Below are 13746 nucleotides of genomic sequence, written 5' to 3' on the forward strand. Positions count from 1 at the left end.
GCCGTTTCGGCGGACCTTCGGGCAAAGGGCAAGAGACAGGATCGTGGCGCGAGAAATCACCGGATTTTCCAACCCGCTGGTGAAGCGCGTCCGCTCCCTGCGCGAAAAGAAGTTCCGCAAGGCGGAGGGCCTTTTCCTGGCGGAGGGGCTGCGTATCCTGACTGAAGCGCGGGAGGAAGGGGTGCTGCCGGAAATGCTGTTCCATGCCGGCTCCACCCATCCCCTCGCCGCCGAGCTGATCGCGGCGATGGAGGCGGCAGGCGGCGACGTGATCGAAACGACGCCCGACATCCTCTCGAAGATCAGCGGCAAGGACAATGCCCAGGCCGTCGTCGGCGTCTATCGCGACCGGCTGACCCCGCTGGCAAAGCTGGACCGGGGCAAGGCGGACATCTGGATCGTCGCCCAGTCGCTGCGCGATCCCGGCAATCTGGGCACCATATTGCGCACCGGCGATGCCGTGGGGGCGGGCGGGCTGATCCTGATCGACGATTGCGTCGACCCCTTTTCGGTCGAATCGGTGCGCGCCAGCATGGGCGCCCTTTTCACCCAGAGCATCACCCAGGCGCGATGGGGCGAATTCATGCACTGGCTGCGCCAGGGGCCGGGCGAGCTGATCGGCACCAGCCTGAAGGCCAGCCACGACTATCAGCAACCCCATTATCAAAGCCCCAGCTTCCTGCTGGTCGGCAATGAGGCGCAGGGCCTGCCCGAAAGCTATGAGGCCGAATGCGACCTGCTGGTCAAGATGCCGATGCTGGGCAAGGCGGACAGCCTGAACGCCGCGGTCGCCTGTGCGGTCATGGCCTATGAATTGCTGAACCAGAAACGGGCGAGGACATGATGGCATCGGGGGGCGCGCAGGCCTTGGAAGCAGGGGCGAGGGACATGGGCGGCATCGGTGCGATGCTGCGGCACAAGCGGGTACTGGCGGCGAGCCTGATCGGCACGGCGGTCGAATTCTACGACTTCTACATCTACGCCACGGCCGCCAGCCTGGTCTTCGGGCCGCTCTTCTTCCCCGCCTCCTCCCCTTCGGCGCAGTTGCTCGCGGCCTATGGCAGCCTTGCGCTTGCCTTCTTCGCCCGGCCGCTCGGCGCGGCGGTGTTCGGCCATTATGGCGACCGCATCGGGCGGAAGGCGACGCTGGTGACATCGCTGATGCTGATGGGCGGATCGACGCTCGCCATCGGATTCCTGCCGACCTATCAGAGCATCGGCTGGTGGGCACCGTTGATCCTCTGCATGCTGCGCTTCGGCCAGGGCCTGGGGCTCGGCGGCGAATGGGGCGGCGCGGCACTCCTGGCGGTCGAGAATGCGCCTCCCGGATGGCGCGCGCGTTTCGGCATGTTCCCGCAACTGGGCGCGCCGGTCGGCTTCCTCGCCGCCAACGGCCTGTTCCTGGTCCTTGGCATGTTCCTGACGGACAAGGATTTCTTCGCCTGGGGCTGGCGCCTGCCCTTTCTGGGTAGCGCCGTGCTGGTGCTGCTGGGCCTGTGGATCCGCCTCAAGCTGACCGAGACGCCCGAATTCGCCGCCGCCCGCGCCGAAGCGCCGCCGCCCGCCGTGCCGCTCGCCACGCTGCTCCAGAGCCATCTGGGTGCGGCGGTCGCCGGCACCTTCGCATGCGCGGCCTGCTTCGCCGTCTATTATATCGCGACCGCCTTCGCGCTCGGCTACGGCACCACCACGCTCGGGATCGACCGTGAGACCTTCCTCGCGATCCAGTTGGGCGCGATCCTGTTCATGGCGCTCAGCATCATTCTTGCCGGCTGGTGGGCGGACAAGAGCAGCCCGACGCGCGTGCTGGCCACGGGCTGCATCGGCACGGTGGCGATGGGCGTCATCTTCGGTCCCGCAATCGGCACCGGGCAGTTGCTGCCGATCTTCCTGATACTCAGCCTCGCCCTGTTCCTGATGGGCTTCGTCTACGGCCCGCTCGGCGCCTATCTGCCGCATCTCTTCCCCGTGCAGCTTCGCTATACCGGCGCCTCCTTCGCCTTCAACCTGGGCGGGATCATCGGCGGCGCCCTGGCGCCCATCGTCGCGACCTGGCTCATCCAGGTCCGGGGCGTAGAGCTTGTCGGCATCTATATGTCGGCGGCGGCGGCGCTCAGTCTGATCGGCCTCTGGTTCACCAGCCGGAATCGGGGCCGGCAATAGGCTTTCGCATCAGGATCAGCGGCACGCCGCTGTCCTCGAAGGCGCGCATCTCGACAAAACCGAAGCTGCGGTAGAGCGGCACGCCCGCCATGGTGGCGGACAGCTCCAGCGCCGCGAAGCCCTCCGCCCGCGCCGCCGCTTCGCAAAGCGACAGGATCAGCGTGCCCACCCCCTTCCGCACATGATCGGGATGGGTGTACATCGCCCGCACCCTGGCCGCGTCGGTCGCTGGATCGAGCAACCGGTCGTCCCGTCCCCCACTATGGTTGCCGCCATAGGCGGTCGCGCGCCGGCTCCACCCGCCGCAACCCGCGATCGCGCCGCCATCCTCGATCACGAAATAGGTGCCGTCTTCGATCAGGCGACTGTCGAGACCCATGAAGCCGTGGCTGGCCCGCACCTGGTCAGGGGTGAGGAAATCGGACTGGAGGCGGTCGATCGCCAATGTCATGACGGCGCCCAGGGCGGTTTCATCCGCCAGCGTGGCAAGTCTGTGGTTCAGCGGCATGGCCGTCCCTATCGCGGTGGCCCGCCGTCAGGTCCAATGAAAAAGGACAGGGCCGCCGCACCCGAAGGCCCGGCGGCCGCGTCAGGCCCGTCAGAAGCTGAAATTGATGCGGGCATAATAATAGCCGCCATTGATGCCATAAGGCGTGAAGGACAGCGGGGCGTCCAGCACGCGAGCGCCGTCGATCGGCATATCGCTCGCATCATTGGGCATGGTCGGTGCCTTCTTGTTGAACAGGTTGTTCGCGCCCACGCTCAGCTTGATCGCCTTGCTCAGGTCATAGCCGACTTCCAGATCGGTGATGGCTGCCTCGGGCACCCTGACCGTCGGATTGGTCGTGCCGAAAATCACGACCTCGGACGATTTGCCATAGATCGTCTCGCGCAGGTTGATGCTCAGGCCGCCCATGGTGAACAGCGCCCCGCCAATGATCTTGTATTTGGGCGATGCGTCTTCCAGGGTCGAACGGGCATCTTCCGCGTACAGCGCTGCTGGAATGCGCAGCCTGGTGATCTTGGTTTTATTATAGTTGGCCGACAGCGACCAGAGGATGGAACCGCTGCCCACCGGCGTCGGGTAGCTGGCGGTTACATCGACGCCGCGGGTCCGGGTGTCGGCGCCATTGGTGAACAGGTTGATGCCCGCATCGCCGTTCTGAAGGACATAGGGATCGAGCACATTGCCATGCGCGGCAATCGCATCCAGCACAGCCTGGTTGGTGACCACACCGCCGGCCAGACCCTGGATCGATCCGGTTCCCACGATCCGGTTCTTCACCTTTACCTGATAGGCATCGATGGTGATGTTCAGCTTGGGCACGGGACGGATGACCAGGCCAAGGCTGTAATTCTGCGAGGTTTCGGGCTTCAGATCTTCATAGCCGAGCAGCTTGGCGGCGGCAGAGTTGGGCGGCAACTGCACATAGGCCGTGGTCGGACCGACATTGGTCGAGGAATAATATTCCTCCAGCAGCGACGGCGCGCGGAAGCCGGAACTGACCGTGCCGCGCACCGCGAACTGTTCGGACAGGTCGAGGCGGCTGGTCACCTTCCACGTCCATTTGGTACCGAAATCGCTGTAGTCCTCATAGCGGACGGCGCCATCGACCTTCCACATCTCGATCGGGTTCATCGCGATGTCCAGATAGGCCGCCTTGTTGTTCCGCTTGTGCTTGCCCGCGTCGGTGGACAGGAAGCCGGGATAGGACTGGCCACCCTCGAAATAGGTCGACCCGAAGTCGCCCTTGCCGATCTGGAAGCGATTTTCCCGATATTCGCCGCCGAAGGCGATATTGACCGGCTGGGCCATGCCCAGATCGACCTCCTTCGCGATATCGATATTGCTGGTCCATTCCGACGCCTTCAGGAAGCCGTCATAGAAGTTGGCAGGCGTGGTCCCGGTGTCGATGAACAGCGAACGGTTGGCCGAACCCAGCGTGTAGAGCTTGGCATAGTCCTGGCCATAGGTGGTGCTGATGTCCCAGCGGAAACCGGCCGTCTCGCCCTTGATGCCGCCGGTGTTGGAAAAATCATCTTCCTTGATCGCCTCGCGCGGGCTGAAGCCGGCGGCGCTGTAGAGGATCTGCTCGCCCGCGACGCCCAGGACCGGGGACCGCGACACGCGCCAGGGCTGGCGATAATTTTCATAGGCGCTGGCATCGCGACGGCCGTAGCTGCCAAAGGCATAGAGTTCCACGCCGCCGAAATCATGACCGGCATTGTAGACGATGGTGGTGAGTTCCGATCGCGCATCCCCGACGATACGGTTGGTATAGGGCGCACCCGGCAATCCGATGGCCGCCATCGCCTGATGCTCGGCCGAAATATCGGTGCGGATCGACCCGTCGCGATTGTAGATGCCGCGATCCACGCCGCCCCTCTGCGAGAAATCGTGGAAACGGTGGAACATGGTGAAATTCAGATAGCTGTCCGGTCCCATGTCGGGCGCAAAGGTGACGCTGCCCGAATAGGTTTCGCCATCGCCCTTATAATATTGCCCGGCGGTCAGGTTGCCGGAAATCAGGCCCTTGTCTTCCTTGAGGATGATGTTGATGACGCCCGCGATGGCATCGGACCCATATTGGGCGGCCGCGCCGTCCTCCAGCACCTCGATCCGGCCGATCGCACCCGGCGGGATCAGGTCGAGGTCGGGCGAGGCCGCGCCCTGGTAGGGGCCACTCAACACATGCAGGTTGGAGGTACCGTGACGCCGCTTCCCGTTGACCAGCACCAGCGCATGATTGGGGCTGAGGCCGCGAAGACGGGCCGCCAGCGTCAGGTTCGCGGTATCTCCGCCAAAGGCTTCCGCGGTGAAGGAGGGGACGAGTTGCGTCAGCACCTGGTTGAGATTGGGTTGTCCCACCTTGGTCAGCGCCTCGCTGTCGAGAACCTTGATCGGCGCTGCGCTTTCCGCCGCAGTGACGCCGGTCGCCCGTGTGCCGGTGACGATGATCGCGGCGCCATCCGTGGCGGAGGCTGCCTGCGGGTCGCTGGTCTGGGCCAGAACGGCCATCGGAGACGAGATTGCGACAACCATGGCGGCGCGAGAAACGAAACTCTTGCAATTCATGAACAGCCCCCTTGCTTCCAATGAAGAGAGCCTCTCCCAACCGATATTTTCTTATTTTCCCTTGTTCATCTTCTTCCCGTTTCTTGGGTAAGCACAACCGGTACGTCAGACCACGCGGCCCGATCGTCAGAAATATTCAGCAATATATGGAAACGGAGTGCTGACACAAAACCGCCATCAGAGAAAAACGAATTTCCGCTGCCGCCCAAAATCGTTTCGCCATGGAAATCGAAAAGGGTGCGGACTCATCCGTCAAATCCCTGAAATTCATAAAAAAGGCGGCGCCCGCATGGGGCGCCGCCTGTCTCTTTTTTACAACTGTCAAGCCAGCGTAAAAGCGATCAATCCTCGCTGCGCACATCGCGGCGCTCGGCGATGCGAGCGCGCTTGCCGGTGCGGCCGCGCAGATAATAGAGCTTCGCACGACGCACGACGCCACGGCGGACGACGGTAATCGAATCGATGTTCGGCGAATAGAGCGGGAAGACGCGCTCCACGCCTTCACCGAACGAAATCTTGCGCACGGTGAAGTTGCTGCCCATGCCCTTGTTCGAGCGGGCGATGCACACGCCTTCATAATTCTGGACGCGGCTGCGGTCACCTTCGATGACCTTCACGCCGACGCGCAGCGTGTCGCCGGGACGGAATTCGGGGATATCCTTGGCGAGGGCCGCGATATTCTCGGCCTCGATCTGCTGGATCAGGTTCATGACTTCAAGTCCTACTCTTCGCGTTGCGCACCAGAGGGCGACTGGTCCCGAACGCCGATATGGCGTTCCCAAAGGTCCGGCCGCCTTAGCCGTGTGTCCTCTTCCGCCCTTTGTTTCCGCCAGGCGGCGATCTTCGCATGATCCCCCGATCGCAACACTTCGGGGATCGCGCGCCCTTCCCATATGACGGGCCGGGTATAGTGGGGATATTCGAGAAGGCCGCTTTCGAAGCTCTCCTCATCCCCACTGGAAGCGGCGCCCATTACCCCAGGAAGCAGGCGGATGCAAGCATCCAGCAGCATCAGGGCACCCATTTCCCCGCCGGAAAGAATGATGTCGCCCATGCTGATCTGTTCGACCGGCCGCGCCTCGAAAATCCGCTCGTCAAAACCCTCGAACCGACCGCAGAGGATGGTCGCTCCGGGACCGGCGGCGAGTTCGCGAATCCGCCCCTGGGTGATCGGCGCGCCCCGCGGCGTCATGGCGATGACCGGCAGGTCGGGCGCCTTCTGCAGCGCATGATCGATCGCCAGGCCCAATATGTCGGCGCGCAATATCATCCCCGCACCGCCGCCCGCGGGCGTATCGTCCACCGTGCGATGCCGGTCCGTGGCGAAGTCGCGAATATGGATGGGATCGCAGGCCCATTTGCCCTCCGCCAGCGCGCGCCCGGCGAGCGACACCGCCAGAGGCCCAGGAAACATCTCCGGATAGAGCGTCAATATCTGCGCGCGAAAGGTCACGCCCGCCGCGCCCTCAGCCAGGCGCCCGCCATGCCGCCCAGCAGCGATACGGCGCCCCCCAGCATCAGCGCGATGCCGATGGCGCGCAGCAGGCCCGCAAAGGGCCGGTCAGGCTGCATCAACGCGGGCAGCAGGAACAGCATGGGGATGGGAATGACCAGCCCCGCCGCAGCCGCGATCTTCAGCCCGCGCGACCATGCCATGCCGAACAGGCGCCAGCCGGCGGCGACCATCAGGAGCAGATAGAGAGCGGCAAGAAGTTTCGGCATGGTTCGCCCTCGAACTACACAACGCGCTCCTGCGAAGGCAGGAGTCCAGTTCAGACGGCAGGACTGGGCTCCTGCCTTCGCAAGAGCACGCCAACCGAAAAATCAAATAGCGAACGCCGCCTCGACGACAGCCCGTCCTTCGGCAATGGTCACAGCGTGCATCGGCGCCATGAAGCGCTTGCCGTTGGGCCGCTCCACCTCGATGATGTCGCCCGCGCCGAAATTCTCGACCGCGACGACATGCCCCAACCCTTCGCCATCGCTGGAAAAACAAGGCAGGTCGATCAAATCGGCATGATAATATTCGCCCTCCCCCAGGGGAGGCAAAGCCGCGCGCGGGACGGTCAGTTCCGTGCCGCGCAGGGCCTCCGCAGCGGTGCGATCGCCGATCTCTGCAAAGCGGGCGACGGCGCCGTTCGGACCGGGACGCACCGACTTCAGCGTCAGCCTGGCACCGGCCGCATCGAAACCGTCATAGGATTTGAGCGTCTCGGCCCCCTCCCCGAACAGTTTCAGGCGAACCTCGCCCGCCACTCCATGCGCGCCGATGATGACGGCAAGAGTGACGGGCTTGTCGGTCAAGGGGCTCAGCCTTCCGCCGATTCTTCGGCCGGAGCGGCTTCTTCAGCAGCGGCTTCTTCGGCAGGAGCGGCAGCAGCCTCGGCGGCGGCAGCCTTTGCGGCTTCGGCAGCTTCAACGGCTTCAGCGGCCTTGGCAGCGCGATCTTCGGCGCGATCCTTGGCCTTCTGGCCCGGCTCGGCCTTCTTCGGGTTGCTGCGGGCGGCACGTTCCTTCACGCCGGCTGCGTCCAGGAAGCGGGCAACGCGGTCGGTCGGCTGCGCGCCGGCGGCAACCCAGTGCTTCGCGCGCTCGACGTCCAGAACGACGCGCTTCTCGTCGCCCTTGGGCAGGACGGGGTTGTAGCTGCCGATGCGCTCGATGAACTTGCCGTCACGCGGTGCGCGGCTGTCGGCCACGACGATACGGTAATAGGGACGCTTCTTGGAACCGCCGCGCGAAAGACGAATGGACGTTGCCATGTTGTTATTGACCTTTCTACTCTAATCTAATCTGTTGAAACTGTTTATTTCTTCATGAAATTCTGAAAACCGGGCGGCAGGTTCGGCATGTTGCCGCCGCCGCCAAGACCACCCAATCCGCCAAGCCCGCCAAGGTCCGGCGCGCCACCCGCGCCGCCCATCAGCTTGTCCATGCCGCCGCCGGTGAACATCTTGGCCAACCCTTTCAGGCCACCCATCTTGCGGATCTTCTTCATCGCCGTTTCCATTTCCTGATGCATTTTCAGGAGCCGGTTGACTTCCTGCACCGTAGTGCCGGACCCCTTGGCGATACGAATCTTGCGCTTGGCGTTGATCAGGGCGGGCTTCTCCCGCTCCTTGGGCGTCATGGATCCGATCATCGCGTCCAGATGGATCAGCGTCTTGTCGTTGGCACCGCTGTTCGCCATCGCCTGCTGCGCCTTTTTGAGGCCCGGCAGCATGCCCGCCAGCGCGCCCAGCCCGCCCATGCGGCGCATCTGATTGAGCTGAGCGCGCAGGTCGTTCATGTCGAACTGACCCTTGGCCATTTTCTTGGCCAGCTTGTCGGCTTCCTCGGCGTCGATCGTCTCGGCGGCCTTTTCGACCAGCGACACGACGTCACCCATGCCCAGGATGCGCTGCGCCACGCGCGCAGGATGGAAAGGCTCGATCGCGTCCAGCTTTTCGCCCGTGCCCGCGAACTTGATCGGACGGCCCGTCACGGCACGCATCGAGAGCGCCGCACCGCCACGCGCATCGCCATCCATTCGGGTCAGCACCACGCCGGTCAGCGGCACCTGCGCCGAAAAGCTGGTCGCGACATTGACCGCGTCCTGCCCGGTCAGCGAGTCCACCACCAGCAGGATTTCCGCCGGGTTGGAGACTTCGGCGACCGCCTTCATCTCGTCCATCAGCGCCTGGTCGACGTGCAGGCGGCCCGCGGTGTCGAGCATCACCACGTCGAAGCCCTGGAGCTTCGCGGACTGCAGCGCCCGCCTGGCGATATCGACCGGCTGCTGGCCCGGCACGATCGGCAGGGTCGCAACGTCGGTCTGCGTACCCAGCACCGCCAGCTGCTCCTGCGCCGCCGGGCGCTGAACGTCGAGCGACGCCATCAGCACCTTCTTGCGCTCTTTTTCCTTCAGGCGCTTGGCGATCTTCGCGGTGGAGGTGGTCTTGCCCGATCCCTGCAGGCCGACCATCATGATGACGGCGGGCGGGGTCACGTCGATCAGCAGTTCGGAAGTTTCGGCGCCCAGCGTCTCGGTCAGCGTGTCGGAAACGATCTTGACGACCATCTGCCCCGGCGTGACCGAACGCAGCACATCGCTGCCGACGGCCCGTTCCGTCGCCTGATCGACGAACTGGCGGACCACCGGAAGCGCGACGTCGGCCTCCAGCAGCGCGATTCGCACCTCGCGCATCGCGGCGCGGACATCGTCCTCCGTCAGCGCACCGCGCCCACGCAGCTTGTCGAATACCCCACCGAGACGATCGCTTAGCGAATCGAACATCATCACCTCATATGGGCCGAAAGGCCCGGAAAATCGTGCCTACCCTGCCAAACGACAAAATCGCCGGCGGGCGAAACCTCGCCGGCCAGCGTCCATCCGATGCCCCATTTTGAGCGTCCTGGATCTGTCAGGGTATCAGACGGCAAACCGCCCGATTGCAGGGCGCCTTTAGCGCAACGACCGGGGAGATGCAACCGGCGCGATCTTCGCAGGGGAGGATGGCTTTCGATCATTTTTCACCATCCACCGCGTCTTCGAAATCGGCCACTTGCGGACATTCGGCTTGTGGATAAGTATCCTTCGCTACGGAAGAGCCATGACTTCAACTCATGCTAATTGGGCAGGCTAATCAATGTCAGCTGCAACCCTGCTATTACTGAAAATTATAGCAATTGCTTTTGGGCCACTGGTCGTGACGGCACTAGTCCCCTCAAGGTGGTTGCTGCCGTGGGTTATCTCCTATGCCGTGGGCGCTTATTGGATCCTCGGCGGGCCGTATGATGGCCCTGGTGCTTTTGGTGCCCCTCTAGTCGCCCTTATATTAGCTGCGCCGACTTTCTTTGCTATCGCTATCCGGGTCGCAATCCTCGCAAAGTGACACACCGCTTGAGCGTCGCTTTGTCGTGAAGACAAGCCAGAAGCTCTCAGTCCGCTGCCCACCCAGAGCGGCTATAGCCCAAGAACAAAGGAAATTTGGCCAATGAGCTGGACACGCCGCAAGCCGATGGAAGCAATGATGCCCAGCCATGAAGGGCACCGGCTGGCGCGCACCCTGTCCTGGCCGCATCTGCTGGCATTGGGCGTCGGCGCGATCGTCGGCACTGGCATACTGACCCTGATCGGCGTCGGCGCGGATCGGGCCGGTCCCGCCGTGCTGCTGTCCTTCGCCATTGCGGGCGCGATCTGCGCCTGTGCTGCCCTCGCCTATGCGGAGCTTTCCACCATGATGCCCGCCGCCGGCAGCGCGTACAGCTACAGCTATGCGGTGCTGGGCGAAGGCATTGCATGGATCGTCGGATGGAGCCTGATCCTCGAATATTCGCTGGTGGTGTCGACGGTGGCGGTGGGCTGGTCGGGCTATGCCGCACCACTGCTGATCTCGGCGGGCTTTCCGGAGTCGCTGACCAGGGGGCCGGAACTGGGCGGGCTCCTGAACGCACCGGCCATCTTCATCATCGCCGTGGTCGCGGGCCTGCTGATGCTGGGCACGCATGAAAGCGCGCGTCTGAACAGCCTGCTCGTCCTCATCAAGATCGCGACGCTCAGCCTGTTCGTCGCCATCGCCCTGCCCGCCTTCGACGCGCAGAATCTTCACCCCTTCATGCCATTCGGCTTCGCCAAGTCGACGGGACCGGACGGCGTCGAGCGGGGCGTCATGGCGGCCGCCGCGATCATCTTCTTCGCCTTTTACGGCTTCGACGCCATTTCCACCGCCGCAGAGGAAGCGAAGAACCCTGATCGCGACCTCGCCATCGGCATCGTCGGATCGCTGGTCGTCTGCACCCTCATCTACGTCCTCGTCGCCGCGGCGGCGATCGGCGCGATGCCCTTCACCCGCTTCGCCGACAGCCCGGAACCGCTGGCGCTCATCCTGCGCGAAATGGGCCAGGGGCAGGTGGCGCGGATCGTCGCCATCGCGGCGGTGATCGCGCTGCCCACGGTGCTGCTCGGCTTCCTCTATGGCCAGAGCCGCATCTTCCTTGTCATGGCGCGCGACGGCTTCCTGCCGCAAAGGCTGGCGCTGATCTCCCGGCGCGGCACGCCCGCCCGGATCACCGCCGTCACCGCCATGCTCGTCGCCATCATCGCCGGCCTGCTGCCCATTGACGAGATCGCGGCGCTCGCCAATGCGGGAACGCTGATCGCCTTCACCGCGGTGGGTGCATGCCTGTTGATCCTGCGGCGGCGGATGCCCGACCTGAAACGACCCTTCCGCACGCCTGCTGCCACGCTGGTCGGTCTGGGCGCGGTGCTGGGCTGCGCCTATCTGTTCATCAGCCTGCCGGTGAAGACCATCCTCGCCTGCCTGATCTGGAACGCCGTCGGTCTGGCGGTCTATTTCCTCTATGGGCGCCGGCGTGCCGCGCTGAACGCAGGATAGTCTGGCCTTTTGCCCTTGCAGGCCTTACATGCGCGCGCACTATGGGCCGTTTTTCGAAGATGCATGGACTGGGCAATGACTTTGTCGTGATCGACGCGCGGGAAGCCGCGATCGACATGACGCCTGCGCGCGCGCGGGCCATTGCCGACCGTCATGCCGGGATCGGCTGCGACCAGCTCATCCTGATCGGCAACAGCGAATGCGCCGATGTATCGATGCGCATCTTCAACAGCGACGGCAGCGAGGTGGAGGCCTGTGGCAACGCGACCCGTTGCGTGCCCTTGTTCGTCGGCCGGGACGTGCTGATCGAGACGAAGGCGGGCCTGCTCGACGCGAAGGGCGTCGATGGCGGCGCGAGCGTCGACATGGGCGCCCCGCGGCTGGAATGGGACGCGATCCCGCTCACCTATGCCATGGACACGCTGACCATGCCGACAAGCTGGGAAGACCTGCCCGCCCCGGCCGCGGTCAATGTCGGCAATCCGCATGTGATCTTCTTCGTGGACCGTCTGGACGGTGTGAACTTCGACCGTCTGGGGCCGCTGATCGAACATGATCCGCTCTTCCCCGCGCGCGTGAATGTGAACTTCGCGCAGGTCGTGGGGGAAAATCACATCCGCTTGGTCGTCTGGGAACGCGGCGCCGGGCTGACCCGCGCCTGCGGTACCGGCGCCTGCGCGACGGCGGTGGCGGCGGTGCGGCGCAGGCTGGTGAACGGGCCGACCACGGTGAGCCTGCCGGGCGGCGATCTGGTGATCGACTGGGCGCCGGGCGGACATATCATGATGACCGGACCTGCCACCCATGTCTTCGACGGCGAGGCTGACTGGGCCCGCTTCTGAGATGAGCGGGCCGCAGATCATCACGCTCGGCTGCCGCCTCAATATCGCGGAGAGCGAGGCGATTCGAGAGATTATCGGCCGCGAAATGGCGGACGGACAGGATGACCTGATCGTCGTGAACAGTTGCGCGGTGACGGCCGAGGCGGTTCGCCAGACCCGCCAGACCATCCGCCGCGCCCACCGGGACCGACCCGATGCGCGAATCATGGTGACCGGCTGCGCCGCGCAGACGGAGCCGGAAACCTTCACGAAAATGGCCGAGGTCGATGCGGTGATCGGCAACCGCGACAAGATGGACCCCACCCACTACACGGCCCACGCGTCGGAGAAGGCCCGGGTATCCGACATCATGGCGGTACGCGAAACCGCGCCGCATATGGCGAGCGCCTTCGCCGAACATGCCCGCGCCTTCCTTGAAGTCCAAAATGGCTGCGATCATCGCTGCACCTTCTGCATCATCCCCTTTGGCCGGGGAAACAGCCGTTCCGTGCCCGCAGGCGCGGTGATCGACAAGGCGCGTGAACTGGTCGACGCGGGGTACAGGGAAATCGTGCTTACCGGCGTGGACGTCACCAGCTATGGCCCGGACCTGCCCGGCGCGCCCTCGCTCGGCCTGCTTGTCGAACGCATCCTGAAGGGCGTGCCCGACCTATCCCGCCTGCGTCTTTCCTCGCTCGACAGCGTGGAGATCGACGAACGGCTGTTCGACCTCCTCGTCCATGAGCCGCGCATGATGCCGCATCTGCATCTGTCGCTCCAGGCCGGGGACGACATGGTCCTGAAGCGCATGAAGCGCCGTCACAGCCGCGCCGAAGCCATAGCGATCGTCGAACGCCTCAAGGCTGCCCGTCCGGACATCAGCATCGGCGCAGACATCATCGCCGGCTTTCCGACAGAGGATGATGCCATGTTCGAAAACAGCGTCAGGCTGATCGAGCAATGCGCCGTCGTCCATGGCCATATCTTTCCCTATTCCCCGCGCGCGGGCACCCCCGCCGCCCGCATGCCGCAGGTTGACCGGGCCGTGATAAAAGCCCGCGCCGCCCGCCTTCGTTCGGCATGCGAGGCGCAACGGGAACGCTGGCTGCGCAGCCTGATCGGCAGCCGGCAATCCGTGCTGGTGGAGCGCAACGGCCTTTCTGGCCATGCCGAAAATTTCGCGCCCGTGCGATTTTCGACGCCGCAATCGCCCTCCTCCATCGTCCCTGCGACCATCACGGCCCTTGAGAATGGCGCGCTGATCGCGCAAGAGGCGGCGTGAAAGACAATTTTTCGTTCATTCCCGCGC

General features: G+C 64.3%; 13 protein-coding genes. 5 read left to right on the forward strand and 8 right to left on the reverse strand.

The features are described 5' to 3' along the window. The first annotated feature begins 43 nt into the window (after positions 1 to 43). Together MRBLMC3_RS05700 and MRBLMC3_RS05705 are read left to right on the forward strand one after the other, a co-directional pair. Positions 44 to 844: a TrmH family RNA methyltransferase gene (locus tag MRBLMC3_RS05700; RefSeq protein ID WP_363734429.1), complete on the forward strand. Its 801-nt coding sequence runs from the start codon at positions 44 to 46 to the stop codon at positions 842 to 844. Then, on the forward strand, positions 844 to 2163 hold the full coding sequence (locus MRBLMC3_RS05705; RefSeq protein WP_363755272.1) for an MFS transporter: 1320 nt from the start codon (positions 844 to 846) through the stop codon (positions 2161 to 2163). The genes MRBLMC3_RS05700 and MRBLMC3_RS05705 overlap by 1 nt, the downstream gene beginning before the upstream one ends. Here the strand turns inward: MRBLMC3_RS05705 and MRBLMC3_RS05710 are convergent. From MRBLMC3_RS05710 to ffh, 8 genes are all read right to left on the reverse strand, one after another. Next, positions 2135 to 2671: a GNAT family N-acetyltransferase gene (locus tag MRBLMC3_RS05710; protein ID WP_363826500.1), complete on the reverse strand. Its 537-nt coding sequence runs from the start codon at positions 2669 to 2671 to the stop codon at positions 2135 to 2137. The genes MRBLMC3_RS05705 and MRBLMC3_RS05710 overlap by 29 nt on opposite strands. 90 nt (positions 2672 to 2761) lie before the next feature. Next, complete coding sequence (locus tag MRBLMC3_RS05715) at positions 2762 to 5239, reverse strand: TonB-dependent receptor plug domain-containing protein (RefSeq protein ID WP_363826503.1); 2478 nt, start codon at positions 5237 to 5239, stop codon at positions 2762 to 2764. A 341-nt stretch (positions 5240 to 5580) separates the two neighbouring features. Beyond that, positions 5581 to 5949, reverse strand: coding sequence for a 50S ribosomal protein L19 (gene rplS, locus MRBLMC3_RS05720; RefSeq protein WP_022681436.1), 369 nt, complete (start codon positions 5947 to 5949; stop codon positions 5581 to 5583). Between the two features lie 11 nt (positions 5950 to 5960). Continuing rightward, positions 5961 to 6692 (reverse strand): tRNA (guanosine(37)-N1)-methyltransferase TrmD, encoded by a 732-nt coding sequence (gene trmD / locus MRBLMC3_RS05725; RefSeq protein ID WP_133654804.1) that lies wholly within the window; start codon positions 6690 to 6692, stop codon positions 5961 to 5963. Continuing rightward, the gene (locus tag MRBLMC3_RS05730; protein ID WP_363734425.1) at positions 6689 to 6961 is read right to left on the reverse strand and encodes a hypothetical protein; all 273 of its coding nucleotides are present in this window, start codon (positions 6959 to 6961) and stop codon (positions 6689 to 6691) included. The genes trmD and MRBLMC3_RS05730 overlap by 4 nt, the downstream gene beginning before the upstream one ends. Positions 6962 to 7063: 102 nt before the next feature. Continuing rightward, positions 7064 to 7543, reverse strand: a complete 480-nt coding sequence (gene rimM, locus MRBLMC3_RS05735) for a ribosome maturation factor RimM (RefSeq protein ID WP_363734424.1) — start codon at positions 7541 to 7543, stop codon at positions 7064 to 7066. Between the two features lie 5 nt (positions 7544 to 7548). Continuing rightward, positions 7549 to 8001 carry a 30S ribosomal protein S16 gene (gene rpsP / locus MRBLMC3_RS05740; RefSeq protein WP_133654801.1) on the reverse strand — a complete coding sequence of 151 codons (453 nt, stop codon included), beginning with the start codon at positions 7999 to 8001 and terminating at the stop codon, positions 7549 to 7551. Between the two features lie 44 nt (positions 8002 to 8045). Then, positions 8046 to 9518, reverse strand: coding sequence for a signal recognition particle protein (ffh, locus tag MRBLMC3_RS05745; RefSeq protein WP_363734423.1), 1473 nt, complete (start codon positions 9516 to 9518; stop codon positions 8046 to 8048). Between the two features lie 697 nt (positions 9519 to 10215). Between ffh and MRBLMC3_RS05750 the strand changes: the two genes are divergently transcribed. The 3 genes from MRBLMC3_RS05750 to mtaB are packed head-to-tail and all read left to right on the forward strand — an operon-like array spanning position 10216 to position 13719. Next, entirely contained in the window at positions 10216 to 11616 is a 1401-nt protein-coding gene (locus MRBLMC3_RS05750) for an amino acid permease (protein WP_363826506.1), read from the forward strand. A gap of 41 nt (positions 11617 to 11657) precedes the next feature. Continuing rightward, complete coding sequence (gene dapF / locus MRBLMC3_RS05755; RefSeq protein WP_363826509.1) at positions 11658 to 12458, forward strand: diaminopimelate epimerase; 801 nt, start codon at positions 11658 to 11660, stop codon at positions 12456 to 12458. A gap of 1 nt (position 12459) precedes the next feature. After that, positions 12460 to 13719 (forward strand): tRNA (N(6)-L-threonylcarbamoyladenosine(37)-C(2))-methylthiotransferase MtaB, encoded by a 1260-nt coding sequence (gene mtaB, locus MRBLMC3_RS05760; protein WP_363826512.1) that lies wholly within the window; start codon positions 12460 to 12462, stop codon positions 13717 to 13719. Positions 13720 to 13746: the final 27 nt, after the last annotated feature.

The organism is Sphingobium sp. LMC3-1-1.1 (assembly GCF_040676285.1).
In the GTDB taxonomy this organism is placed as follows: Bacteria; Pseudomonadota; Alphaproteobacteria; order Sphingomonadales; family Sphingomonadaceae; genus Sphingobium.

Bases quoted from the DNA above. Each gene is read 5' to 3' on its own strand.
- MRBLMC3_RS05705 (WP_363755272.1), top strand. From the start codon at position 844: ATGGCATCGGGGGGCGCGCAGGCCTTGGAAGCAGGGGCGAGGGACATG.
- MRBLMC3_RS05710 (WP_363826500.1), bottom strand. From the start codon at position 2,671: ATGCCGCTGAACCACAGACTTGCCACGCTGGCGGATGAAACCGCCCTG.
- MRBLMC3_RS05715 (WP_363826503.1), bottom strand. From the start codon at position 5,239: ATGAATTGCAAGAGTTTCGTTTCTCGCGCCGCCATGGTTGTCGCAATC.
- rplS (WP_022681436.1), bottom strand. From the start codon at position 5,949: ATGAACCTGATCCAGCAGATCGAGGCCGAGAATATCGCGGCCCTCGCC.
- MRBLMC3_RS05730 (WP_363734425.1), bottom strand. From the start codon at position 6,961: ATGCCGAAACTTCTTGCCGCTCTCTATCTGCTCCTGATGGTCGCCGCC.
- rpsP (WP_133654801.1), bottom strand. From the start codon at position 8,001: ATGGCAACGTCCATTCGTCTTTCGCGCGGCGGTTCCAAGAAGCGTCCC.
- ffh (WP_363734423.1), bottom strand. From the start codon at position 9,518: ATGATGTTCGATTCGCTAAGCGATCGTCTCGGTGGGGTATTCGACAAG.
- MRBLMC3_RS05750 (WP_363826506.1), top strand. From the start codon at position 10,216: ATGAGCTGGACACGCCGCAAGCCGATGGAAGCAATGATGCCCAGCCAT.
- dapF (WP_363826509.1), top strand. From the start codon at position 11,658: ATGGGCCGTTTTTCGAAGATGCATGGACTGGGCAATGACTTTGTCGTG.
- mtaB (WP_363826512.1), top strand. From the start codon at position 12,460: ATGAGCGGGCCGCAGATCATCACGCTCGGCTGCCGCCTCAATATCGCG.